The following is a 17823-nucleotide window of genomic DNA, read 5'->3' on the forward strand; positions in this document are numbered from 1 at the left end:
TGATGGGTCGGTGAAGATCCTGTCCATCCAGTCCTCGGTCGCCTACGGGCACGTCGGCAACTCGGCGGCCGTGTTCCCCCTCCAGCGGCTCGGGCACGAGGTCTGGCCGGTGCTGACCGTGCACTTCTCCAACCACACCGGGTACGGCGCCTGGCGCGGGCCGCTGCTGGCCCCGGCCGACGTGGCGGAGGTGATCGAGGGCATCGCCGACCGTGGGGTGCTCGGCAGCGCCGACGCGGTGCTGTCGGGATACCAGGGCGACCCGGCGATGGGTGCGGTGGTCCTCGACGCGGTGGACCGGATCAAGGCGGCCAACCCGGACGCGGTGTACTGCTGCGACCCGGTGATGGGCGACACCGGCCGGGGGATGTTCGTCCGGCCCGGCATCCCGGAGTACCTGCGCGACGTGGTCGTCCCGCGCGCCGACATCATCACCCCGAACCACTTCGAGCTGGACTTCCTCGCCGGCCGGGCGACCACCACCCTGACCGACGTGCTGGACGCCGTCGACCTGGTACGGGCGACCGGGCCACGACACGTCCTGGTCACCAGCGTGCTGCACGGCGACGTGCCGGCCGGCTCGCTGGAGGTGGTGGCCGTGTCGGACGAGGGGGCCTGGGCGGTGACCACCCCGTTGCTGCCGATCAACCCCAACGGCGGCGGTGACGTGACCGCGGCGCTCTACCTGGCGCACCTGTGGACGACGGGGTCGCCCGCGACGGCGCTGGAACGGACCATCGCCTCGGTCTTCACCGTGCTGGAGCGGACCCTGGCGGCGGGTACCCGGGAGATCCAGCTGATCGCGGCCCAGGACGCGATCGCCGATCCGCCGGCCAGGTTCGCCGCACGCCGGTTGCGCTGACCAGGTCCGGGCGGCTGTATCGAGCAGCGTCGACCGGGCCGCCGTGCTCGTCGGCACCGCCGGTGAGGGCCTCCACCACCTGCCCGTAGTCGCCGAGGTCGGCCAGTAGGAACTCGCCGTCGACGTCGCGGGGATCGCGCCCTGCGGCCCGGTCCACGGCCAGCACGTCGACACCCACGGCCCGCAGGTGGGCCACCACGGCGCGGCCGAGCTTGCCGGTGGCCCCGGTGACGACGACACGTCTGGGAAGTGCGGATTCAGCTGCCCGGTCGGTCATGCCCCTCATCCTTGCGGCAGTGGGGTCGTACCGCATCCGGGAGCCGGTGACCCGGACCCTCGCGGGCCGGCGACCCGTCTCGGCGACGGGCGGCGACGGCCGGGCGCCGGCGCGACACCCGGGTCGGTCGGGTGGTCCCGGCGCAGGCTGACGCCGCCGGGCTCAACCGGCGCGCAGGGCGTGCGCGAGCCGGCGGACGGCCTCGTCCATCAGGCCGGGCGGGGCCGACGCGTAGCTGAGCCGCAGGTGCGGGGCCGGGGGTTCGGCGGCGTACCAGGGGCGGCCGGGGAAGACGACGACACCGGCGGCGGCTGCGGCGGCGGCCAGCGCGACGTCGTCGGTCCCCGCCGGCAGCCGGACCCACAGGTGCAGGCCGCCGCGCGGGACCGGCTGCCCGACGAGCTCGGGCAGGTGCCGGCGCAGCGCGGTCAGCAACGCCTCGCGACGGGCACGCAGCGCAGTGCGCAGGGTACGCCGGTGCCGCTCCCAGGCCGGGCCGCTGACGAACTCCATGGTGGCCTGTTGCAGTGGCCCGGCGACGAAGAAGTCGTCGAGCAGCCGGCCCGCCCGTAACCGGTGACCGGCCGGGCCACGGGCGCCGATCGCGGCCACCCGCAGCCCGGGAGCGGCGGACTTGGTCAACGACCGTAGGTAGACGACGTGTCCGTCGGGGTCGTCGGCGGCCAGCGGCGGCGGGGCCGGCCCGTCGATGGTGAGGTCACGGGCGTAGTCGTCCTCGATCAGGAACGCCCCGGCGTCGCGTACCGCCTCGACGACCCGGGGCCGGCGGTGCGCTGCGAGCGTCGCGCCGTGCGGATTGGCGTACAGCGGCTGGCAGTAGAACAGCCGTGCGCCGGTCCGGGCGAACGCGGCGGCGAGCTGGTCGGGTCGTACCCCGTCGGGGTCGGCGGGCACCGGCACCACCCGCAGCCCGGCGGCCCGGCCGGCGGCCAGCGCGCCCAGGTAGGTAGGTGACTCGACGAGCAGGGTGTCGCCGGGCGCGGCGAGCGCCCGCAGTGTCGACGACAGGGCGGCCTGTCCGCCCGAGCAGATCACCATGTCCTCGGCGTGCAGCCCACCCCCGGCCTCCCGGGCGAACCAGGCACGCAGGTCGGCCCGGCCGTGCGCCGGGTCGCGCTGCCAGGACGCGGGTTGCCGGGCGGCGCGGGTGAGCGCCGCGCCGAGCGCGGCGGCGGGCTGGAGGTCGGCGTCCAGGTAGCCACCGGAGAGCGGGATCGCCCCGGCGGGCGGCAGCGCCAGCAGCGCCCGCATCTCTTCCTCGCCGGGCCGGCGCGGGCCGAGCGCCACGGTCTGCCAGGACAGGTCGGCGACCGGCGTCGGCCGGGGCGGGGTGGCCACGAAGGTGCCCCGGCCGGCGCGTGCCTCGACCAGCCCCTCGGCCACCAGCTGCCGGACGGCCGCGGCGACGGTGACCGGGGAGGCGTGATGCCGGGCGGTCAGCTCACGGACCGACGGCAGCCGGGCACCGGGCTCTGCGCCGGCCACCGACCGGCGCAGATCTTGGATAACACGCTCGGCTGCGTTACCGTCTTCCATGAGAGCCAAGAGTAACGCTACCGTCCCCGAAGCGGTAACAGCCGACCGGTTTACCGGCCTCGCCCTGGGCGCGCTGGGCGTGTGCGCCTTCAGCCTGTCGCTGCCGGCCACCCGGGTCGCGGTGCAGCAGCTCGACCCGTGGTTCGTCGCCTTCGGCCGGGCCGTCGGCGCGGCGCTGCTGGCCTGGGCCTACCTGCGGTGCACCGGGGCGCCACGGCCCACCCGCGCCCAGCGGCGGCGACTGTCGATCGTCGCCCTCGGGGTGGTGGTCGGCTTCCCGCTGTTCACCTCGCTGGCGCTGCTCGACCAGACCGCCGCGCACGGGGCCGTCGTCATCACCGTGCTGCCGGCCGTGACCGCCGTGTTCGCGGTGCTCCGCAGCGGGGAGCGCCCACCGCCGACGTTCTGGTTCGCCAGTGGCGGCGGGCTGCTGACGGTGCTGGTCTTCCTCGGCGTCGGCGGCGCGGTGCGCGGCGCGCCGGCCACGTCGGACCTGTTCCTGCTCGCCGCGGTCCTGCTCTGCGGCCTCGGGTACGCCGAAGGCGGCGCGGTCGCCCGCGAGCTGGGTGGCGCCCGGACGATCTGCTGGGCGCTGCTCTACGCGCTGCCGGTCACCGTGCCGGCCGCCCTCGCCGCTGCCGTGGCCCACCCGCCACGGGCGGACGCCGGGGCCTGGTCGGCCTACGGCTACCTGACCGTGGTCTCCATGTTCCTGGGCTTCTTCGCCTGGTACGCGGGACTGGCCCGGGGTGGGGTCGCCCGGGTGGGTCAGCTCCAGCTCGCCCAGCCGGTGCTCACCCTGCTCTGGTCGGCGTTGCTCCTCGCCGAGCATGTCCCGGTCACCGCGATCGGCGTGGCCCTGCTGGTGCTGGTGCTGGTCGTACTGATCCAGCGCACCCGCGACCGGACCCTGGCGTCGGCCCCGCCCCGGCCCGTGCCCCCGTCCACGGGCAGCCCCGATCGGGGTTCCGGTCAGCCGGAGCCGGATCGTTGCGGGGCGGCCTGAACCGCCGGGGGTCCGGTCCCCGTCGATGGGGCCGACGGGCGTTCCTGTTCCGCCGACAGTTCCTGTTCCGCCGACCGTTCTGGTTCCGGTGGTCGGGGTGGCGAGATCCAGGTGACCAGGACCACCGAAATGATCATGAGGAGGAACCACGAGGCGAGCTTCGTCGGCGACACCGGGTCCCAACCGGCCACCTGGCCCGGGTAGAGCCAGGCCTGCGACCAGGTGGCGATGTTCTCCGCCAGCCAGATGAAGAAGGCGACCAGGAGGAAGGCCAGCAGCAGCGGCATCCGCAGCCGGAACCGGAAGACCCGGAAGTGCATCACGCAGCGCCCGAACACCAACGCGACGACGGTGATGAGCAGCCACCTGCCGTCCGGAAGGTAGTGGTTGGTGAAGAAGTTGGCATAGATCGCGATCGCCACCAGGGCCGTCACCCAACGCCGGGGATAGCGGGCGAAACGCAGGTCGAACAGTCGGTTGACCCGTACCAGGTAGGAGCCGACCGCGGCGTACATGAAGCCACTGAACAGCGGCACCGCACCGAGCCGGAACACTCCGTCCGGGGCGTAGGACCACGAGCCGACCTGCGTCTTGAACAACTCCATGACCGTCCCGACGAGGTGGAACAGGAGCACCACCCGCAGTTCCCGCAGGGTTTCCAGGCGTCCGGCCAGCATGGCCATCTGGATGGCGACCGCGGCGACCGTCAACAGGTCGTTGCGGGCGAGGGCGGCGTCCTGCGGGTACCAGAGCCGGGCCGCCAGGATGACGGCCAGCATCGCCCCACCGAACACGCACGCCCAGGCCTGTTTGAGTCCGAAGACCAGGAACTCGACCAGCCAGCCGGCCGGTCCACGTCGGGGCAGCCGGGCCAGGAACGCGCGGAAGCGGGCATCGACCGCACGTTCCGTCGTGGTCAGACCGGCCGGTCCGGGCGCAGGAGGCATCGGTGGCGACGCTACCGTGCCCCGGTCGGGCGGGTGCCGACGGTCAGGGGGACGTCGAGAACACGCCGAGGAGACCGAGGCCACCGCAGCAGAGCACCCCGAACACGGCAAGCGTGACGAGCAGGATGCTGTAGTTCGACCACATGCCGAACTTCGTCACGTCGGTGCCGTGCCCGTCGTGGACCCGGTTGCGCCAACCGCCGAAACGGAACGACAGCGGGTACACGACCCCGGGCTGGACGACCAGCGCGGTGGTGATGACGGGGATGCCCATGAAGTCGGTGTAGCGGACGTCGTGCGGCCCGGCCGGAACGGCCACGTACCAGGTGCCCTCGCCGGGGATCGCCACCAACCGGCCGTCGACCTTGAACCGGCTGGTGGACGGGGCGGGCACCAGGTACGGCCCCCGGTTGACCGAGACGACCAGCACCGCGTGCCCCGGCGGCGGGGGAATCGGGTGAGGATAGGCGATCATCGGCGTGACGCCACCGGGCGCGGGCGGGTACGACGGCTGAGGAGGATACGACACCGCCACATCCTGGCACGGCCCCCGGAGCGGGTCCGCGCGGGCGGCGTACGACAGGCGTGGGTGGGACGGCAGCGGCGGACCGCCCCTCGCGCAGTCCGGAGCCGCTCGGGTTGAACCGTCGGCGCCCCGGTTCGTAGAAGGGGGCCGGGACGGGAGGATGTCGGTGGGACCGAGGGTGTGGAAAGCGATGGTGGGGATGCGGCGAGCCTTTGTCACGGTGCTGCTGGTCGGGATCGCGCTCGTCGTTCCGGCGGGACCGGCACGTGCGGTGCCCGCCGAGACCGGTCGGTACTACGTGGTCGGGCCACCGGTCGACGGGCAACGGGAGTACCTCTACGCCATCGCGCTGCGTACCCTCGGTAACGGCAACCGGTTCCGGGAGATCGTCGACCTCAACGTGGGTCGGGTCCAGCCGGACGGCGAGACGTTCACCGACGGTGTGGTCCTGCGCCCCGGCTGGCGGCTCGTGCTGCCCCGGGACGCCAAGGGCCAGGGGGTACGGATCGGACGGCTGCCGCAGGCAGGTGCGCCTGCACCGCGTCCGCCGAGCCCGAGCGCGCGGGCCTCGACCCCTTCCCGGCCCAGCCCGACCCCTCGTACGGTGGCCCCCTCCTCGGCGGTCGCCTCCCGCCCCGCCACCACCCCGGCGCAGGCGGGAACCCGGGCGGTCGCCCGGCCCCCCGACGACCCGGCAGCGTCCGGCCCGCTGGACCCCCTGGTGATCCGGGTCGGTGCCGGGTTGCTGGCGGTCTTCTTCGCCGCCGTCGCCGTCATGCTGCTGCGTCGGGGCGGGGGCCGCCGGGTGGTGCTGGAGGACGACGGGCCCTGGCCGCCAGCACGGCACCACACCCCGACCCCGGCCGAACTCGCTGCCGGGCCGGTGACCGACCACCCGGACCTCCCGCCGTCGGCGACCCGACCGGCACCGGCAATCCTGCCGCCACCTCCACCACCGCCCACCGTGCCACCACCACCGCCCACCGTGCCGGCGCCGCCCACCCTGCCGCCACCTCCGGCACCGCCCACCGTGCCGGCGCCGCCCCGGACGATCCGGCCGGTACCGCTGACCCGGCCGGCACCTGCACCTGCATCCGCGCCATCAGCACCGCCGGCAGTGGCGGCGGCAGTGGCACCTGAACCGGCGGCAGTGGCACCTGAACCGGCGGCAGTGGCACCTGAACCGGCGGCAACTGCATCGGCACCGGCGCAGCCGGGGATCGGGGCGACGAAACAGGACGAAGCCGCAGCCGCCGTGCCGTCACCCTCGGCACCGGTCCTGCCGGCGAAGCCGGTGTGGCCGCCCCGGACACCGCAGTCGGCACCGCCCCGGCCCACCACGGTCGACCTACCGTCGGTGGCGTCACCGGAGACAGCGACGCCAGCAGAGTCAGCGACGCCGGTGGCGCCGGTCGAGCCAGTGGCGCCGGTGGCGTCACCGGCCCCGGGCCGGCCGGCGACCGCAGTCCCGGCTACGCCCGCCCCGCCCACCGGGCCGGAGCTGCCCCGACCGGCGGTGCCGAGCGGGAACGAGGTCCCCTACCTCAGCACCGACCTGGAGACCGGGTTGGGGGCGATCCGGGTCCGGTTGGTCGGGGTGGCGGCGGGCCGGGGCGCGCCCGCCTATGCCTGGCTCGGTCCGGACGAGGCCGCCCCATCGGCGACCCTGCCGTTGGTGCTGGGGCACAAGGGGGGCTGGCGGTTGCACGTCGACCTGGGCCGGGCACCCGACGTGCTCACCCTCGTCGGTGACGCCGAGGACTGCCGGCACACCGCCGCTCTCTTCGCCCGACAGCTGCGGGCGGCCGGGATCGGGGTGGCCACGGTGGGCGCGGTGCTCGGCGCAGAGGCCCCGGAGGGCGCCTGGTCGCTGCCGGGGCTGCCGGCGGCACCCGCCCCCGGTGCCGACCCGCCGCCGTACGTGGTGTTCACCCCCGGCCTGACCGGCCCGGCGCTGGTCGGGGCGCGTCGACTCGCCACCGAGACCGGGGGGCGGTGCGTGCCGGTGGTGATCGGACCGGTGCCCGCCGGCCGGTGGTCGGTTCAGGTGGCCCCGGGCGACGGCGGGTCGACCACCCGGGGTGGGACGGCGGACTGAAGAGCGGCGACGGCGGACGGTAGCGGGCCTGGGGCGAGATCCCCGATCCGCTGCCACCCGCCCGCCTGCGCACGGTAGGCGCGCTGCACCACGATCCGGTCGTACGACCGGCTGCCGAGGACGAGCGCGACTCCGGCCCGATGCAGCTGCTCCACTCTGGTCCGCACCAGGGGCAGCCCGGTCAGCAGGGCGTGGGTGGCGTCGATGTCCACGGTGCGGCCCGGCGGCACGCGGACCTCGACCAGCAACCGGCCCGGCACTGCGACGGGCCGCTGCTGGTAGAGCGGCAGCCAGCCCCGAGGCAGCCCTCGCGACGTCGCCGGTAGCAGGGCATAGGCCTGCCGGCTGCCGAAGCCGGGCCAACGGCGGACGTCGTTCGGCAGCCCGGCGACCGACCGGCCGGTGGGTGCGGGCCGGATCCGCAGCGGTTCGCCGTCGGCGTCCACGGTGGGCAGCAGCCGGCCGAAGTCGTCGAACCGGAAGCCACCGACCAGCCGGACCCGGTCCAGCCGGCCCGCCGGTAGCAGGTATGTGTCGGGGCTGCCCAGGACGTGCTTGAACCGCGCCGGGACGTGCGAGCGCAGCACCACCGTAGGGATGGCGCCGCCGGGCCCGATCCGGACCCGCAGCAGGTGGCTGCCGGTGGGGGCCGACCGGGGGTCGAGGAAGGCGGCCAGGAACAACTCGACGCCGGGCACGCCGTCGCTGACCGCCCGGGACGGATCGCCCTCGGTGAGGACGTACGCCTCGAAAGCCTCGGCGTTGACCTGCTGGCCCCGCCGTAGCCAGGGCGGGCCGTAGTCCGCTGCGCGGCGGTGCTCGGTGACCAGGGCGGGCCGGGGTAGAGGCACCGCCGGCTGCCCCGACGCCGACCCGGTGGCACCGCCGGCCACCACCGGGGACGGTGCGGTCGCGGTGCCCGTGGTGGAGGGTCCGGTGCGGCTCGGCGTCGCAAGCTCGGTGGCGTCACCGTCCGGTACGGGTGCCGCGTCGTCCACCCGGTCCGCTGCGGGGTGGTGGCCGTCCACCAGGGCGGCGTCGTGGCCCCAGGCGGCGGGGGAGGCCACCACGATCCGCTGTCGGTCCAGCCGGGACACCAGCAGCCCGTCGGCTGTCGCATCGAGGGTGGACGGGCCGTCGGCGTACCTCGGTCGGTGGGCCTGCCAGGCGGCGACCGCGCCGGTCGGGTCGAATGCGCGCAGGTCACGGCGGTCGTCGACCAGCTCGGCCCGGCCTCCCGCGGGTGGGGTCCAGACGGTGGCCCCGGTCGTCTCGGCCAGTTCGACCGCCTGCGCTACGAGGCGGGCCTGTTCGTCGGCGTCGGACGGCCAGGTCAGCCAGAGTCGCAGGTCGGCCCCGTAGAGCGGCAGGTCGCCGAGGACCGCGGCGAGCTGCCCGCCGCTGTGCACCTCCTGGGTGCCGCTGTAGTTCCCGACCAGGAAGCCCCCGGACCGGGCCGTGACGGCGACGGTGACCACCCCGGTCGACGCGCCGAGGCGGTGCGCGGTGGCCCGCCTGGTCACGAAGTCGGCCCGGGTGGCGAGGGCGAGGCCGTCCGGCAGCGGCAGGCCCACCACCCCGGTACGGGGACGGACCAGACCGTCGTCCACCGCGAACCAGCCCGGCAGGGAGGTGGCGAGATCCGGTGGCTGGAGCACGAGCCAGTCCATCGGCTGGCGGGTCACCCGGTCCAGGGGGACCGCGTCCAGCGGCCCGCCGTCGGCGGCCGGCCGGGCGGCCCCGCCGGTCGTCCGGTCGGTGGCGTGCCGGATGTCGGAGCCGTCCGGGCTGACCAGCACGTCGTGCCCGAGCAGCCCGGCCACCTCGGTGAACAGGTCGAGGTGCCGGGCCCCGTCGTCGGCGAGGATCCGGACGTCCTGTGCGGCGTCTGCGCCGTGTCGGACCAGGGTGGCGACCGCGCGGGCGTCGAGCGGTCGGCCGGGGTCGGTGGGCACCACCAGCCGCCCGCCGGGGCCGGGTGCCAGCCAGAGGTCGAACAGCCCGGCGATCCGGCGGTGCCGGCGCGGATCGAAGCGGCGGGTGGCCGGCACCCGGTCCAACCCGCTGCCACCCGCCGGCCCTGCCGTGCGCCCAGACCCCTTCACCGCCGCCCCACCTTCGTCTCCACCGGCACCTGCCGTCCGGTCCGCCCGCTCGTCACCACCGTCGGCGTCGGACGGTCGGCTTCCTACCGGTCTACCCGCTCCCCCGGGGGACGGCCCGAGGAGATCTTCCCGTCATCGGCGGCCGGTACTCTCGGCTGACCTCATGACGAGGATCATGGAAATCTGGTTCAGATTGATTTGAACGAACTCGCCGCTGATCCGCAATAGACGGTGAAGGCCGGTGACGCCCGGCCGTGGCGACTGAAGGGGGACACCCAGTGCTGGCGAAGCGCTCCATCCTTGCCCGCCTGCTCGCGGTGGTGGTGGCCGGCTGCGCGCTCATGGCGCCGACCGGGCCGTCGGTGGCGAAGGCCGCGAACGATCCGCAGCCGTACGTGAAGTACTACGTGGTGGCGGCGCAGTACCAGGGCCAGCCGGAGAGCCTGACGGCGATCGCCCGGCGGTTCCTCGGCAGCGGCGAACGGTCCGCGGAGATCTACCAGCTGAACACCGGACGGGTGCAGCCGGACGGGTCCCGACTGACCGACCCGGGCCGGTTGAAGGCCGGCTGGCAGCTGGTGCTGCCGTGGGACGCGGCAGGTGAGGGGGTGGAGTACGGCCAGCTCCCGACCGGGAAGCGCCCCACCCCGAGCGCCCGCCCCACCGGCACGAGCGGCCAGGAGCCCGACGCCGCCAGCCCGAAGCCGAGCCCGACGCGGACCATCGGCAGTCCCCGACCCGGCGCTACCGGCCCGAAGTGCACCGCCACCACCGGGTCGAGCAGCCGTTCGGACTGGGCGCAGCTGAGGATGGCCGCCGACAGCGCCTGGACCCTGACCCGGGGCAACGGGGTCAAGGTGGCGGTGGTCGACACCGGTGTCGACGCGACCGTCCAGCAGCTGAGCGGTCGGGTCGCGGTCGGCGCGGACGTGACCGTCGGCAACGGGCGCGGCGACACCGACTGCCTGGGCAGCGGCACCGCCATGGCGGGCATCATCGCCGGTGACAGCAGTGTCGACGGCAGCCCGGTCGGCATCGCCCCGGACGCCACCATCCTGCCCGTGCGGGTCGTCCGTGGGTCGGGTGCCGCCCGGGCGGCCGACGCGGCGAACGCCATCGAGGTGGCGGTCAGCGCCGGTGCGTCGGTCGTCGCGGTCGGTTCCCACGTCGACCTCGGTGACCCGGCGGTGGCGGCCTCCGTGGCCACCGCCCTCGACCACGACGTCCTGCTGGTGGCCGGCGCGCCGACCAAGGCGGTGACGCCGCCGTCTCCCGCCGGCCGGTCCGGCGGTGGGGCGCTGCTGTTCACCGGCGGCGTCGGGGCCGGTGAGCAGCTCGCCGAGCAGTACGCGGAGGGTGCGGTCGAGGTGGTCGCGCCCGGGGTGGACGTGGCGAGCCTCGGCGTCGGTGGTGGCCGGGCGGTCAGCAACACCGGCACCGAGTTCGCCGTGGCGTTCGTCGCCGGGCAGGCGGCGCTGATCCGGGCGGCCCAGCCCGACCTGACCGCCGCCCAGGTCAAGGAGCGGATCCGGAGCACTGCCGATGCGATCGGCGGGACGGCCCCGGAGGCCAGGTACGGCTCGGGCATGATCAACCCGGCCGCCTCGGTGTCGGTGGCGGTGGACGACCGCAACCAGGTGGCCAGTCAGCAGCAGGGCAACAGCGGCGCGGCGTTCGCCGTCATCCTCGGCATCGCGCTGCTCTGCGGCGCCGGCGTCGTCTTCGGACTCCGCCTGCGCCGCCGCCGGTTCGGCGGCTGACCGACCCCGCACCGGACGGACGGTGCCGGATGCCCGGTGGCCACCCCGAAGGGGCCACCGGGCATCCGGCCGTGGCGGTCGGCTACCGCCGGGTGAAGGTCTGCTTCGGGTTGAACACGCAGACCCAGGACATCATCGGGGCGCCCACCCCGTGACCGTCGACGTCGAGGCAGCGGTCGGTCTCCCGGTTGAGCAGGGAGCTACGCTCGCCGCGCTTGATCCACTCCCACTTCTGGGCGGGGTTGCCGCTGCACACGGCGACCTGCACGGGAGTGCCGTCCTTCTTCTCACCCCAGGCCACGTCGAGGCAGAGGCCGTTGGCCCGGACGCTGCCGTCGGAGCGGAAGTCCCACCACTGCGACCTCTCCTCCCGACACTTGCTCAGCACGGCGCGTACCCCGTCGCTGGTGCCGGCGGTGACGCACAGCCCGGTCTCCTGCCCGACGATCTGCTTGGTGCCGGCCGGTCGGGTCGGTGCCGGCGTCGGCTTCTTGCTCGGCGGGTTCGCGGGAGGCGTCGTCGGTGCGGCCGGGCTGTCGCTCGGGGTGGGCGACGGCGGCGCCGACGGCGTCGTGGTGGGCGTGGGTGACATGGGCGACGGGCTGGCCGACGGCGGTGCCGTCCGGAGCCGGTTGTCGAGGGCGTAGTAGTCGGTGTGCTCGCGTACGGTCCGCAGGAACGCCTGCGTCCCGGCGTCCAGGTCGCCGCCGGCCTGGCGCACGGCGGCCGGACCGTTGCGGTACGCGGCCAGCGCCAGCAGGGACGGGTCACCCTCCAGCCCGGCCAGCTCCCGGTGCAGGGCGCACAGGGCGGCGCCGGCCGCCGGGATCGCCACCTGCGGATCCCAGGCCGAGGAGTCGGTCGGGCCGTACGCCTGCCACACCTCGGGTCGGAACTGCGCGATTCCCCGCTGCCCCTCGGCGCCCAGCATGTTGGCGTCGAAACCGGACAGCGCCATCAACTGGGCGGCGACCAGCGGGGGCGTGACCTCCGGGCAGACCGAGCCGGCCCGGACGACGAGCGCGGTGTAACCGCCGGGCACCGCCTTGGGCTGCTGCACGCCGTTGCTCGGCCGGACCTCACCGGAACCGCCGAACGCGGTCAGCTTGCCGTAGTAGGCGGCGTACCCACTGGCCCGGTCGACGTACTCGACGGCGTCGGTCGGCACCCCCTTGGCGTCGCGTACCTGGTCGAGGTCGGTGTGGAACGCGGCCAGCGAGAGCCGCCACATCTCACCGGGGACGTCCGCCAGCCGGACCTGCCCGTTGAGGTCACACATCAGGTGGGCCAGGGCGAGGATGTTGGCGGCGGGATCGGAACGCTCCGCACCGGGCCAGGGGGCCCACTGCTTCCATGCGGCGGCGTCGAGACCGGCGATGCCCTGACCACCGGAGGCGGTGCTGCCGGCCTGCCCGTCCAACCCCGACTCGGCCATCAGCTGACCGGCCAGCCGGGCCGGGGTGAGCGTCGGGCAGGAGCGGGCGGCGGCCTGGATGGTCGTCAGGTGTTCCTTGGAGACGGTCCGACCGGTCAGGTCGTCGTCCCGGGCCGAGGCCGCGCCCCAGCCGACGGCGGCCACCACCGTGGACAACACGGCCAGGCCGGCGAGCACGCCGGCGGCGGTACGACGGGGGATCGACCCCAGTCGCGAGCGTAGGGAGGGGTGATCGGATTTCACGGGAGGTGTCCCTTCCGGCGTGGCGACATCGCTGTCGTGACGGACGCGCGATGCCTTCGGTTCACCGGGCTCGAATCGGATCGGATGATTTTGGTCCGGTCGTCATTGAACCGAGGGGGTGACCGGGCCGTCAACGTGGCTACCGCCGGGCCGGGCCGATTCGGCACCGGACGCCGGCGGCGATGGCCGTGTCGTTGATCGGAGCTGTGATGCTGACTCGCCGCAGGGTACTCGGGATGGGATTCGCCGGCGCCGCCGTGGTGGGCGTGCCGCTGGTGGCGGCCCCGTTGATCTCCCGGGCACGGGCCTCGGGTGGCCTACCGTTGAACGTGGTGAACAGCACAGGCCGCTTCGCCAACTCGGCGATCCGGATGTACGTCGTCGGCACCGACCCGGAGACCGGCGCGATGGGCTACGTCCGGGAGAGCGGACGCTTCACCCCGGCGGACCCGGCGCACAACGGCCCGGACGGCGTTGCCGACATCGGCATCCCGCTGGCCGGCTCCGGGGTGACCCGGTTCGTGCTGCCGATGATGTCGGGCCGGATCTACTTCGCCATCGACGGCCGGCTGAGGTTCACCGTCGTCACCGACGGCAACGGGCGGCCGGCGTTGCAGTACCCGGTCGGCTGGGTGGCCGACGACCCGAGCTTCGGGGTGCTGCACGACTGTTGCGAGTTCACCTACAACGCGACAGGGATGTTCTGCAACACCACCACCGTGGACATGTTCAGCATTCCGCTGTCGATCCGGCTGCTCGGCGACGTGGAGCAGGCCACCGGCAAACTGGTCGACGGCGGTCGGGATGCGATCTTCGCCGAGCTGGCCCGCCAGCCCGGGTTCGAACGGCTTGTGGTCGGCGGCGGGTTGCGCGTCATCGCGCCCGGCAAGGGCATCGAGACGGGTCGTTTCGACCCGGCGTACTACGACGGCTACATCGCCGAGACGTGGGACCGGTACAGCCGCACCGACCTGCGCGTCCACGGCCCGACGGGCACCTTCCGCGGCCGGGTGGTCGACGGGCGGTTCACCTTCGACGGCGGGGTACGGGCCTTCGACCGGCCCTCGACGCTGAACGTGTTCCACTGTGACGGGGCGCTCGCCGCGCCGAACGACGGGCGCTCCGGGCCGGTGGCTGCGGTCCTCGGCGCCGGGTTCAACAGGTCGGTGCTCGACCAGCCGGACCAGCCGACCACCAACCGGGACGCCTACTACCAGCATCCGGTGACCAACCACTACTCCCGGGTGCTGCACCGGCACAGCGCCGACGGCCGGGCCTACGGCTTCCCCTTCGACGACGTCGCCGACGACGCGTCGTACATCCAGGACACCGCGCCGCGGGAGATGACGATCACCCTGACGCCCTTCGGTGCGGGCGCGGCCGAGGCTCCGCCGCCCCAGGCCGGTCCGCCGGTGGTCGAGGCCGGTCCGCCGGTGGTCGTCGCGCCGGCACCTGTCGTCACCACCGGGAACCGTGGGGTGGGGCAGGAGATCGCGGCGGCGGGCTTCGACAGGCAGCAGGGCGTCCGGACCGCACCGTCCAGCGAGGGCGGCGAGCACCTGGGGTTCCTCGCCCACGGCGACTGGGCCGGGTACCGGGGGGTCGACTTCGGCCGTGAGCCGGCGACCCAGTTCCAGGTGCGGGTGGCCTCCGGCGCACCACAGGGCATCTCCGGCCTGATCGAGGTACGCCTCGACGCCCCCGGCCTGCCACCGGTGGGCACCATCGCGGTGGCCAGCACCGGCGGCTGGCAGAGCTGGGTCACCGTGCCGGGGAACCTCGCCCCGGTGACCGGGGTGCACGACGTCTACCTGACCTTCGCCAGTGGACAGCCCGAGGAGTTCGTCAACGTCCGCTGGCTGCGTTTCACCCGATGAGCCGGGCCACCCTCGTCGCCCCCGTCGACAGGTGGGTGGGGGCCCCGACCGCCACCGCCGTTCACCCCCGCCGTCGACCGGCCGGCCGACGGCCCGGGCGATCGTCCGATGAGCACGGTTATGCTCTCTTCCTAGGCGGGCTGGACGTCGAGACGACGGCGCGGCCGTACGGGTGCGACCCGTACGTCAGGGGGAGGCGTTCTGTGTCGGCGGTGCCCAACGAAGCGCCCGGGGTCACCGGCGACGCGGCGGTCGAGCGGGCCTCCCCCGAGGCCCTGATGCGCTGGATCCACGAGCAGTACCGGGGGCCGCTGCTGCGTTTCCTCACCCGGCTGGTCCTCGGCCGACAGGAGCTCGCCGAGGACCTGGTCCAGGAGACGTTCCTGCGTACCTGGCGGAACCTGGAGACGCTGGCGGAGGATCCGCGTCGGATCGCCCCGTGGCTCTACACGGTCGCCCGGCACGTGGCGATCGACGCGATGCGCGCCCGGCAGGCCCGCCCGCCCGAGGTGGCCATTCCCGACCTCAACCGGCTCGCCTCGGCCGACGACGAGATGGACCGGGTGGTCAGCACCCACACGGTCCGGCTGGCGCTGCAACAGATCAAGCCCGAGCACCGCGAGGTGCTCGTCGAGATGTACTACAAGGGCTCCTCGGTCGCCGAGGCCGCGCAGCGACTGGGAATTCCGGAGGGTACGGTAAAGTCGAGAACGTACTATGCGGTACGCGCGCTGCACGCAGCGATCGGCCCGACCGAGTCGCCCTGATGACGCGACGTGGCGGTTTCCCGCTCGATCCCCCGTACGGCTGCCGTCCCGGGGGTCGTCACACCGGCTACGGTGTGTCCGGGTCGAGAAGGAGGGCGTGATGCGCACCGGCGGCGAACATCCCACCGCTGAGCACGCCGCCCTGGCCCTCTACCTGCTCGGCGCGCTCGACGACACCGACCGGGTCGCCTTCGAGGCGCACCTGGCCGGGTGTGGGGAGTGCCTGTCCGCTGCGGGCGAGATGGGCAGCGTGACAAGTGCCCTCGGCGGGCTGGACGCCACCGACTGGGACGAGCTCGTCGCCCTGACGCCGGAGTTCGCTGTCCCCGTGGAGTTCACCCCACCTGCGAGCCGCGCACCTGCCTCCACACCCGCCCCGCCTGCCGATCCCCCGCCGCCGACGACCTCCGACGCGCCGGCGACCCCGGCCGTGTCGGCGACCCCGGCTGCGTCGGCGACCCCGGCCGCGCCGACGACCCCGGCCGCCGACACCGGGCGGCCGACGGGGAGCCGTCCTGGCGGAAGTCGTCCCGGCGGAAGCCGACCGGGGAGAGCGTCCGGAGCCGGTGGCACCCGGCCCGGCGACCCGGCGCGGCGTCGCCGGATGATGCTCTGGGGCGGGGTGGCCGCCGCGCTGGTGGCCGTCGTCCTGGCCGGTGGGGTCGCGGCCGTCAACGGGTTCGGTGGCCGCAGCGGGGTGGTGCTCACCGCGACCGGGGAAGCGCCGGCCCAGGGGGTGAGCCTCTCCGTCGCGATCACCACCGACGAGGGACGCGGCTCCACCATCCGGATCACCGCGACCGGCCTGCGCCAGGGCCTGCGGTACCGGCTGTTCGCGGTGACCCGCGACGGCACCACCCACGTGGTACGGGACTGGACCGCCTCGACCGGGCCGCAGGAGGTGACCGGCGAGCTGTCGCTGCCGGTCGCCGACCTGGCCTTCGTCACGGTGGGGCTGGTGGACGGCACCGCGATCGTCACCGCGCCGATCTCCCGCTGAGCCGCCCGGACCCGACCTGTCAGGTTTCCGGGCCCGGGCGGTCTCCGTCGTCAGTACGGGTCGGTGTGCGGGACCTCCTTGGCCCGGTGTGCTCCCGCCTTGCACCCGGCGAACGGCCCGGCCGGGTTGCGCAGGCTGTTCAGCACCGGTTCCAGGTAGTCGCGGTGCCAGTTCGCCGGGCCGCACAGCCCGGCGTCCGGCCCGGTGAGCTCCTGCCAGGCCAGCCACAGGCCGTGCAACTGCGCCACCGCCTCGGGGTGCTGCCACCACCGCCCACACCAGGGCGCGGTGGAGGAGGCCTCCCGGGCGTAGACCGGTACGAGCAGCAGCCGGACCCAGTCACTGAGCAGCTCCAGTTCCTCGGTGTACTCGTCGTCGCGCAGGTAGAGGATGAACGGCGAGGTCGGCGGCTTGTCGACCGGTGGCCCGTCGTCGGCGGGGCGTTGCTCCTGCGGCGTCACCGTCATGGAAACTCCTCATCGGTCTGCCGGCCGGATCCGGTCCGCCGGTCGGGTCGGGCTGTCAGTCGGTGGGCGTCGCGGAGGGCGTCGCGGTCGGCGGGAACGAGGGCGGTGGGCCGCCGAGCCCCTGGTACTTAGCGAACAGTGACCGCACCTGCGCCAGGTAGAGCTGCGCCGCGTTGCTCGAGGGGACGCCACCGGCCCGGCGTACCTCGTCGATGCCGACGGCGTACGCGGCGAGCGTCAGGTCGAGCACCTCGCCGATCGCCTGGCCGTCGTCGAGCAGGGCCTGGGCCTGTCCGGCCAGGGCACAGACGTGTTTGGCCTGCGCCGCGATCGAGTCCTCCTCGTCGGCCGCGTCGGTGTCACCGTCGTCGTCGCTGTCCTCGCCGTACTTCGTGAACACCTCGGGCGGTAGCTGGGAGATGCCCTTCTCCCCGTTCGCGCCCACCTTCGCCGGATCCCACCCGGAGGCCACCTCGATCTGCGCGGCGATCACCACGGGCCCGATCTGGGTGCAGGTCTTCCCGGCGTCCTCGATGCTGTCGGCCAGGCCCTCGGGCACCTGGTCGGGGTCGAGGGTGCCCTTGCCGTCGCCCTGGGCGGCGGCGAGCGAGTCGTCGGCGGCGCTGACCGGGTCGGCCGAACCACCGCCGCCCCCGAAGAGCAGGATCAACGCGACAAGCGGGGCCAGCAGCACGCCCAGCGCGCCGATCACGAAGACGGCGGCGGCGCCGACGACCCCGGCCACCGGCGTGGCCAGGCAGCTCAGCCCGGCCGCGACGGCCGCCCCGATCAGGGCCGCGCTGCTCCGGTTGGACCCTTGCGTCGGCTCCGCGCCGTCGTTGTCGGACGCTGCCATCGTCGCCTCCCAGGCTGGTCGTCATCGCGGTGGAAAAAGT

General features: G+C 74.2%; 15 protein-coding genes. 7 read left to right on the forward strand and 8 right to left on the reverse strand.

From position 1 onward, the window contains the following. Window positions 1-10 precede the first annotated feature (10 nt). Entirely contained in the window at window positions 11-862 is an 852-nt protein-coding gene (pdxY, locus tag OHQ87_RS07940; RefSeq protein ID WP_328346416.1) for a pyridoxal kinase PdxY, read from the forward strand. Here the strand turns inward: pdxY and OHQ87_RS07945 are convergent. Beyond that, complete coding sequence (locus OHQ87_RS07945; RefSeq protein ID WP_328346418.1) at window positions 750-1175, reverse strand: NAD-dependent epimerase/dehydratase family protein; 426 nt, start codon at window positions 1173-1175, stop codon at window positions 750-752. The genes pdxY and OHQ87_RS07945 overlap by 113 nt on opposite strands. 126 nt (window positions 1176-1301) lie before the next feature. Next, the gene (locus tag OHQ87_RS07950) at window positions 1302-2696 is read right to left on the reverse strand and encodes an aminotransferase-like domain-containing protein (RefSeq protein WP_328346420.1); all 1395 of its coding nucleotides are present in this window, start codon (window positions 2694-2696) and stop codon (window positions 1302-1304) included. Between OHQ87_RS07950 and OHQ87_RS07955 the strand changes: the two genes are divergently transcribed. After that, window positions 2695-3702: a DMT family transporter gene (locus OHQ87_RS07955; protein WP_328346422.1), complete on the forward strand. Its 1008-nt coding sequence runs from the start codon at window positions 2695-2697 to the stop codon at window positions 3700-3702. The genes OHQ87_RS07950 and OHQ87_RS07955 overlap by 2 nt on opposite strands. Here the strand turns inward: OHQ87_RS07955 and OHQ87_RS07960 are convergent. Beyond that, window positions 3669-4649 (reverse strand): DUF817 domain-containing protein, encoded by a 981-nt coding sequence (locus OHQ87_RS07960; protein ID WP_328346424.1) that lies wholly within the window; start codon window positions 4647-4649, stop codon window positions 3669-3671. The two genes, OHQ87_RS07955 and OHQ87_RS07960, sit on opposite strands and share 34 nt — an antisense overlap. Window positions 4650-4692: 43 nt before the next feature. Beyond that, complete coding sequence (locus OHQ87_RS07965; RefSeq protein ID WP_328346426.1) at window positions 4693-5124, reverse strand: hypothetical protein; 432 nt, start codon at window positions 5122-5124, stop codon at window positions 4693-4695. Between the two features lie 250 nt (window positions 5125-5374). Between OHQ87_RS07965 and OHQ87_RS07970 the strand changes: the two genes are divergently transcribed. Beyond that, window positions 5375-7273 carry a hypothetical protein gene (locus tag OHQ87_RS07970; protein ID WP_328346428.1) on the forward strand — a complete coding sequence of 633 codons (1899 nt, stop codon included), beginning with the start codon at window positions 5375-5377 and terminating at the stop codon, window positions 7271-7273. Here OHQ87_RS07970 and OHQ87_RS07975 read toward each other — a convergent pair. Beyond that, a complete protein-coding gene (locus tag OHQ87_RS07975; RefSeq protein WP_328346430.1) occupies window positions 7219-9378 on the reverse strand; it encodes a hypothetical protein in 2160 nt (719 codons plus the stop codon). The two genes, OHQ87_RS07970 and OHQ87_RS07975, sit on opposite strands and share 55 nt — an antisense overlap. Window positions 9379-9656: 278 nt before the next feature. On the opposite strand from OHQ87_RS07975, the gene OHQ87_RS07980 reads away from it, so the two are divergent. Beyond that, window positions 9657-11138: a S8 family serine peptidase gene (locus OHQ87_RS07980; RefSeq protein WP_328346432.1), complete on the forward strand. Its 1482-nt coding sequence runs from the start codon at window positions 9657-9659 to the stop codon at window positions 11136-11138. Window positions 11139-11220: 82 nt separating this feature from the next. Here the strand turns inward: OHQ87_RS07980 and OHQ87_RS07985 are convergent, their stop codons facing one another. Further along, window positions 11221-12816, reverse strand: a complete 1596-nt coding sequence (locus tag OHQ87_RS07985; RefSeq protein WP_328346434.1) for a ricin-type beta-trefoil lectin domain protein — start codon at window positions 12814-12816, stop codon at window positions 11221-11223. Window positions 12817-13052: 236 nt separating this feature from the next. On the opposite strand from OHQ87_RS07985, the gene OHQ87_RS07990 reads away from it, so the two are divergent. From OHQ87_RS07990 to OHQ87_RS08000, 3 genes are all read left to right on the forward strand, one after another. Next, a complete protein-coding gene (locus tag OHQ87_RS07990) occupies window positions 13053-14693 on the forward strand; it encodes a beta-1,3-glucanase family protein (RefSeq protein ID WP_328346436.1) in 1641 nt (546 codons plus the stop codon). A 212-nt stretch (window positions 14694-14905) separates the two neighbouring features. Beyond that, window positions 14906-15460: a sigma-70 family RNA polymerase sigma factor gene (locus tag OHQ87_RS07995; protein WP_328346438.1), complete on the forward strand. Its 555-nt coding sequence runs from the start codon at window positions 14906-14908 to the stop codon at window positions 15458-15460. Window positions 15461-15560: 100 nt separating this feature from the next. Then, a complete protein-coding gene (locus OHQ87_RS08000) occupies window positions 15561-16460 on the forward strand; it encodes a zf-HC2 domain-containing protein (protein ID WP_328346440.1) in 900 nt (299 codons plus the stop codon). Between the two features lie 50 nt (window positions 16461-16510). On the opposite strand, the gene OHQ87_RS08005 is transcribed toward OHQ87_RS08000, so the two are convergent. Together OHQ87_RS08005 and OHQ87_RS08010 are read right to left on the reverse strand one after the other, a co-directional pair. Further along, window positions 16511-16927: a DUF4913 domain-containing protein gene (locus tag OHQ87_RS08005; RefSeq protein ID WP_328346442.1), complete on the reverse strand. Its 417-nt coding sequence runs from the start codon at window positions 16925-16927 to the stop codon at window positions 16511-16513. A gap of 55 nt (window positions 16928-16982) precedes the next feature. Continuing rightward, window positions 16983-17783, reverse strand: a complete 801-nt coding sequence (locus OHQ87_RS08010; protein ID WP_328346444.1) for a transglycosylase SLT domain-containing protein — start codon at window positions 17781-17783, stop codon at window positions 16983-16985. Window positions 17784-17823: the final 40 nt, after the last annotated feature.

This window comes from Micromonospora sp. NBC_00421, from assembly GCF_036017915.1.
Taxonomy (GTDB): Bacteria; Actinomycetota; Actinomycetes; order Mycobacteriales; family Micromonosporaceae; genus Micromonospora.

Coding starts and splice junctions, on each gene's coding strand:
- OHQ87_RS07960 (WP_328346424.1), bottom strand. CDS start 4,649: ATGCCTCCTGCGCCCGGACCGGCCGGTCTGACCACGACGGAACGTGCG.
- OHQ87_RS07955 (WP_328346422.1), top strand. CDS start 2,695: ATGAGAGCCAAGAGTAACGCTACCGTCCCCGAAGCGGTAACAGCCGAC.
- OHQ87_RS08000 (WP_328346440.1), top strand. CDS start 15,561: ATGCGCACCGGCGGCGAACATCCCACCGCTGAGCACGCCGCCCTGGCC.
- OHQ87_RS07970 (WP_328346428.1), top strand. CDS start 5,375: ATGCGGCGAGCCTTTGTCACGGTGCTGCTGGTCGGGATCGCGCTCGTC.
- OHQ87_RS07965 (WP_328346426.1), bottom strand. CDS start 5,124: ATGATCGCCTATCCTCACCCGATTCCCCCGCCGCCGGGGCACGCGGTG.
- OHQ87_RS08010 (WP_328346444.1), bottom strand. CDS start 17,783: ATGGCAGCGTCCGACAACGACGGCGCGGAGCCGACGCAAGGGTCCAAC.
- OHQ87_RS07945 (WP_328346418.1), bottom strand. CDS start 1,175: ATGCGGTACGACCCCACTGCCGCAAGGATGAGGGGCATGACCGACCGG.
- OHQ87_RS07950 (WP_328346420.1), bottom strand. CDS start 2,696: ATGGAAGACGGTAACGCAGCCGAGCGTGTTATCCAAGATCTGCGCCGG.
- OHQ87_RS08005 (WP_328346442.1), bottom strand. CDS start 16,927: ATGACGGTGACGCCGCAGGAGCAACGCCCCGCCGACGACGGGCCACCG.
- OHQ87_RS07990 (WP_328346436.1), top strand. CDS start 13,053: ATGGGATTCGCCGGCGCCGCCGTGGTGGGCGTGCCGCTGGTGGCGGCC.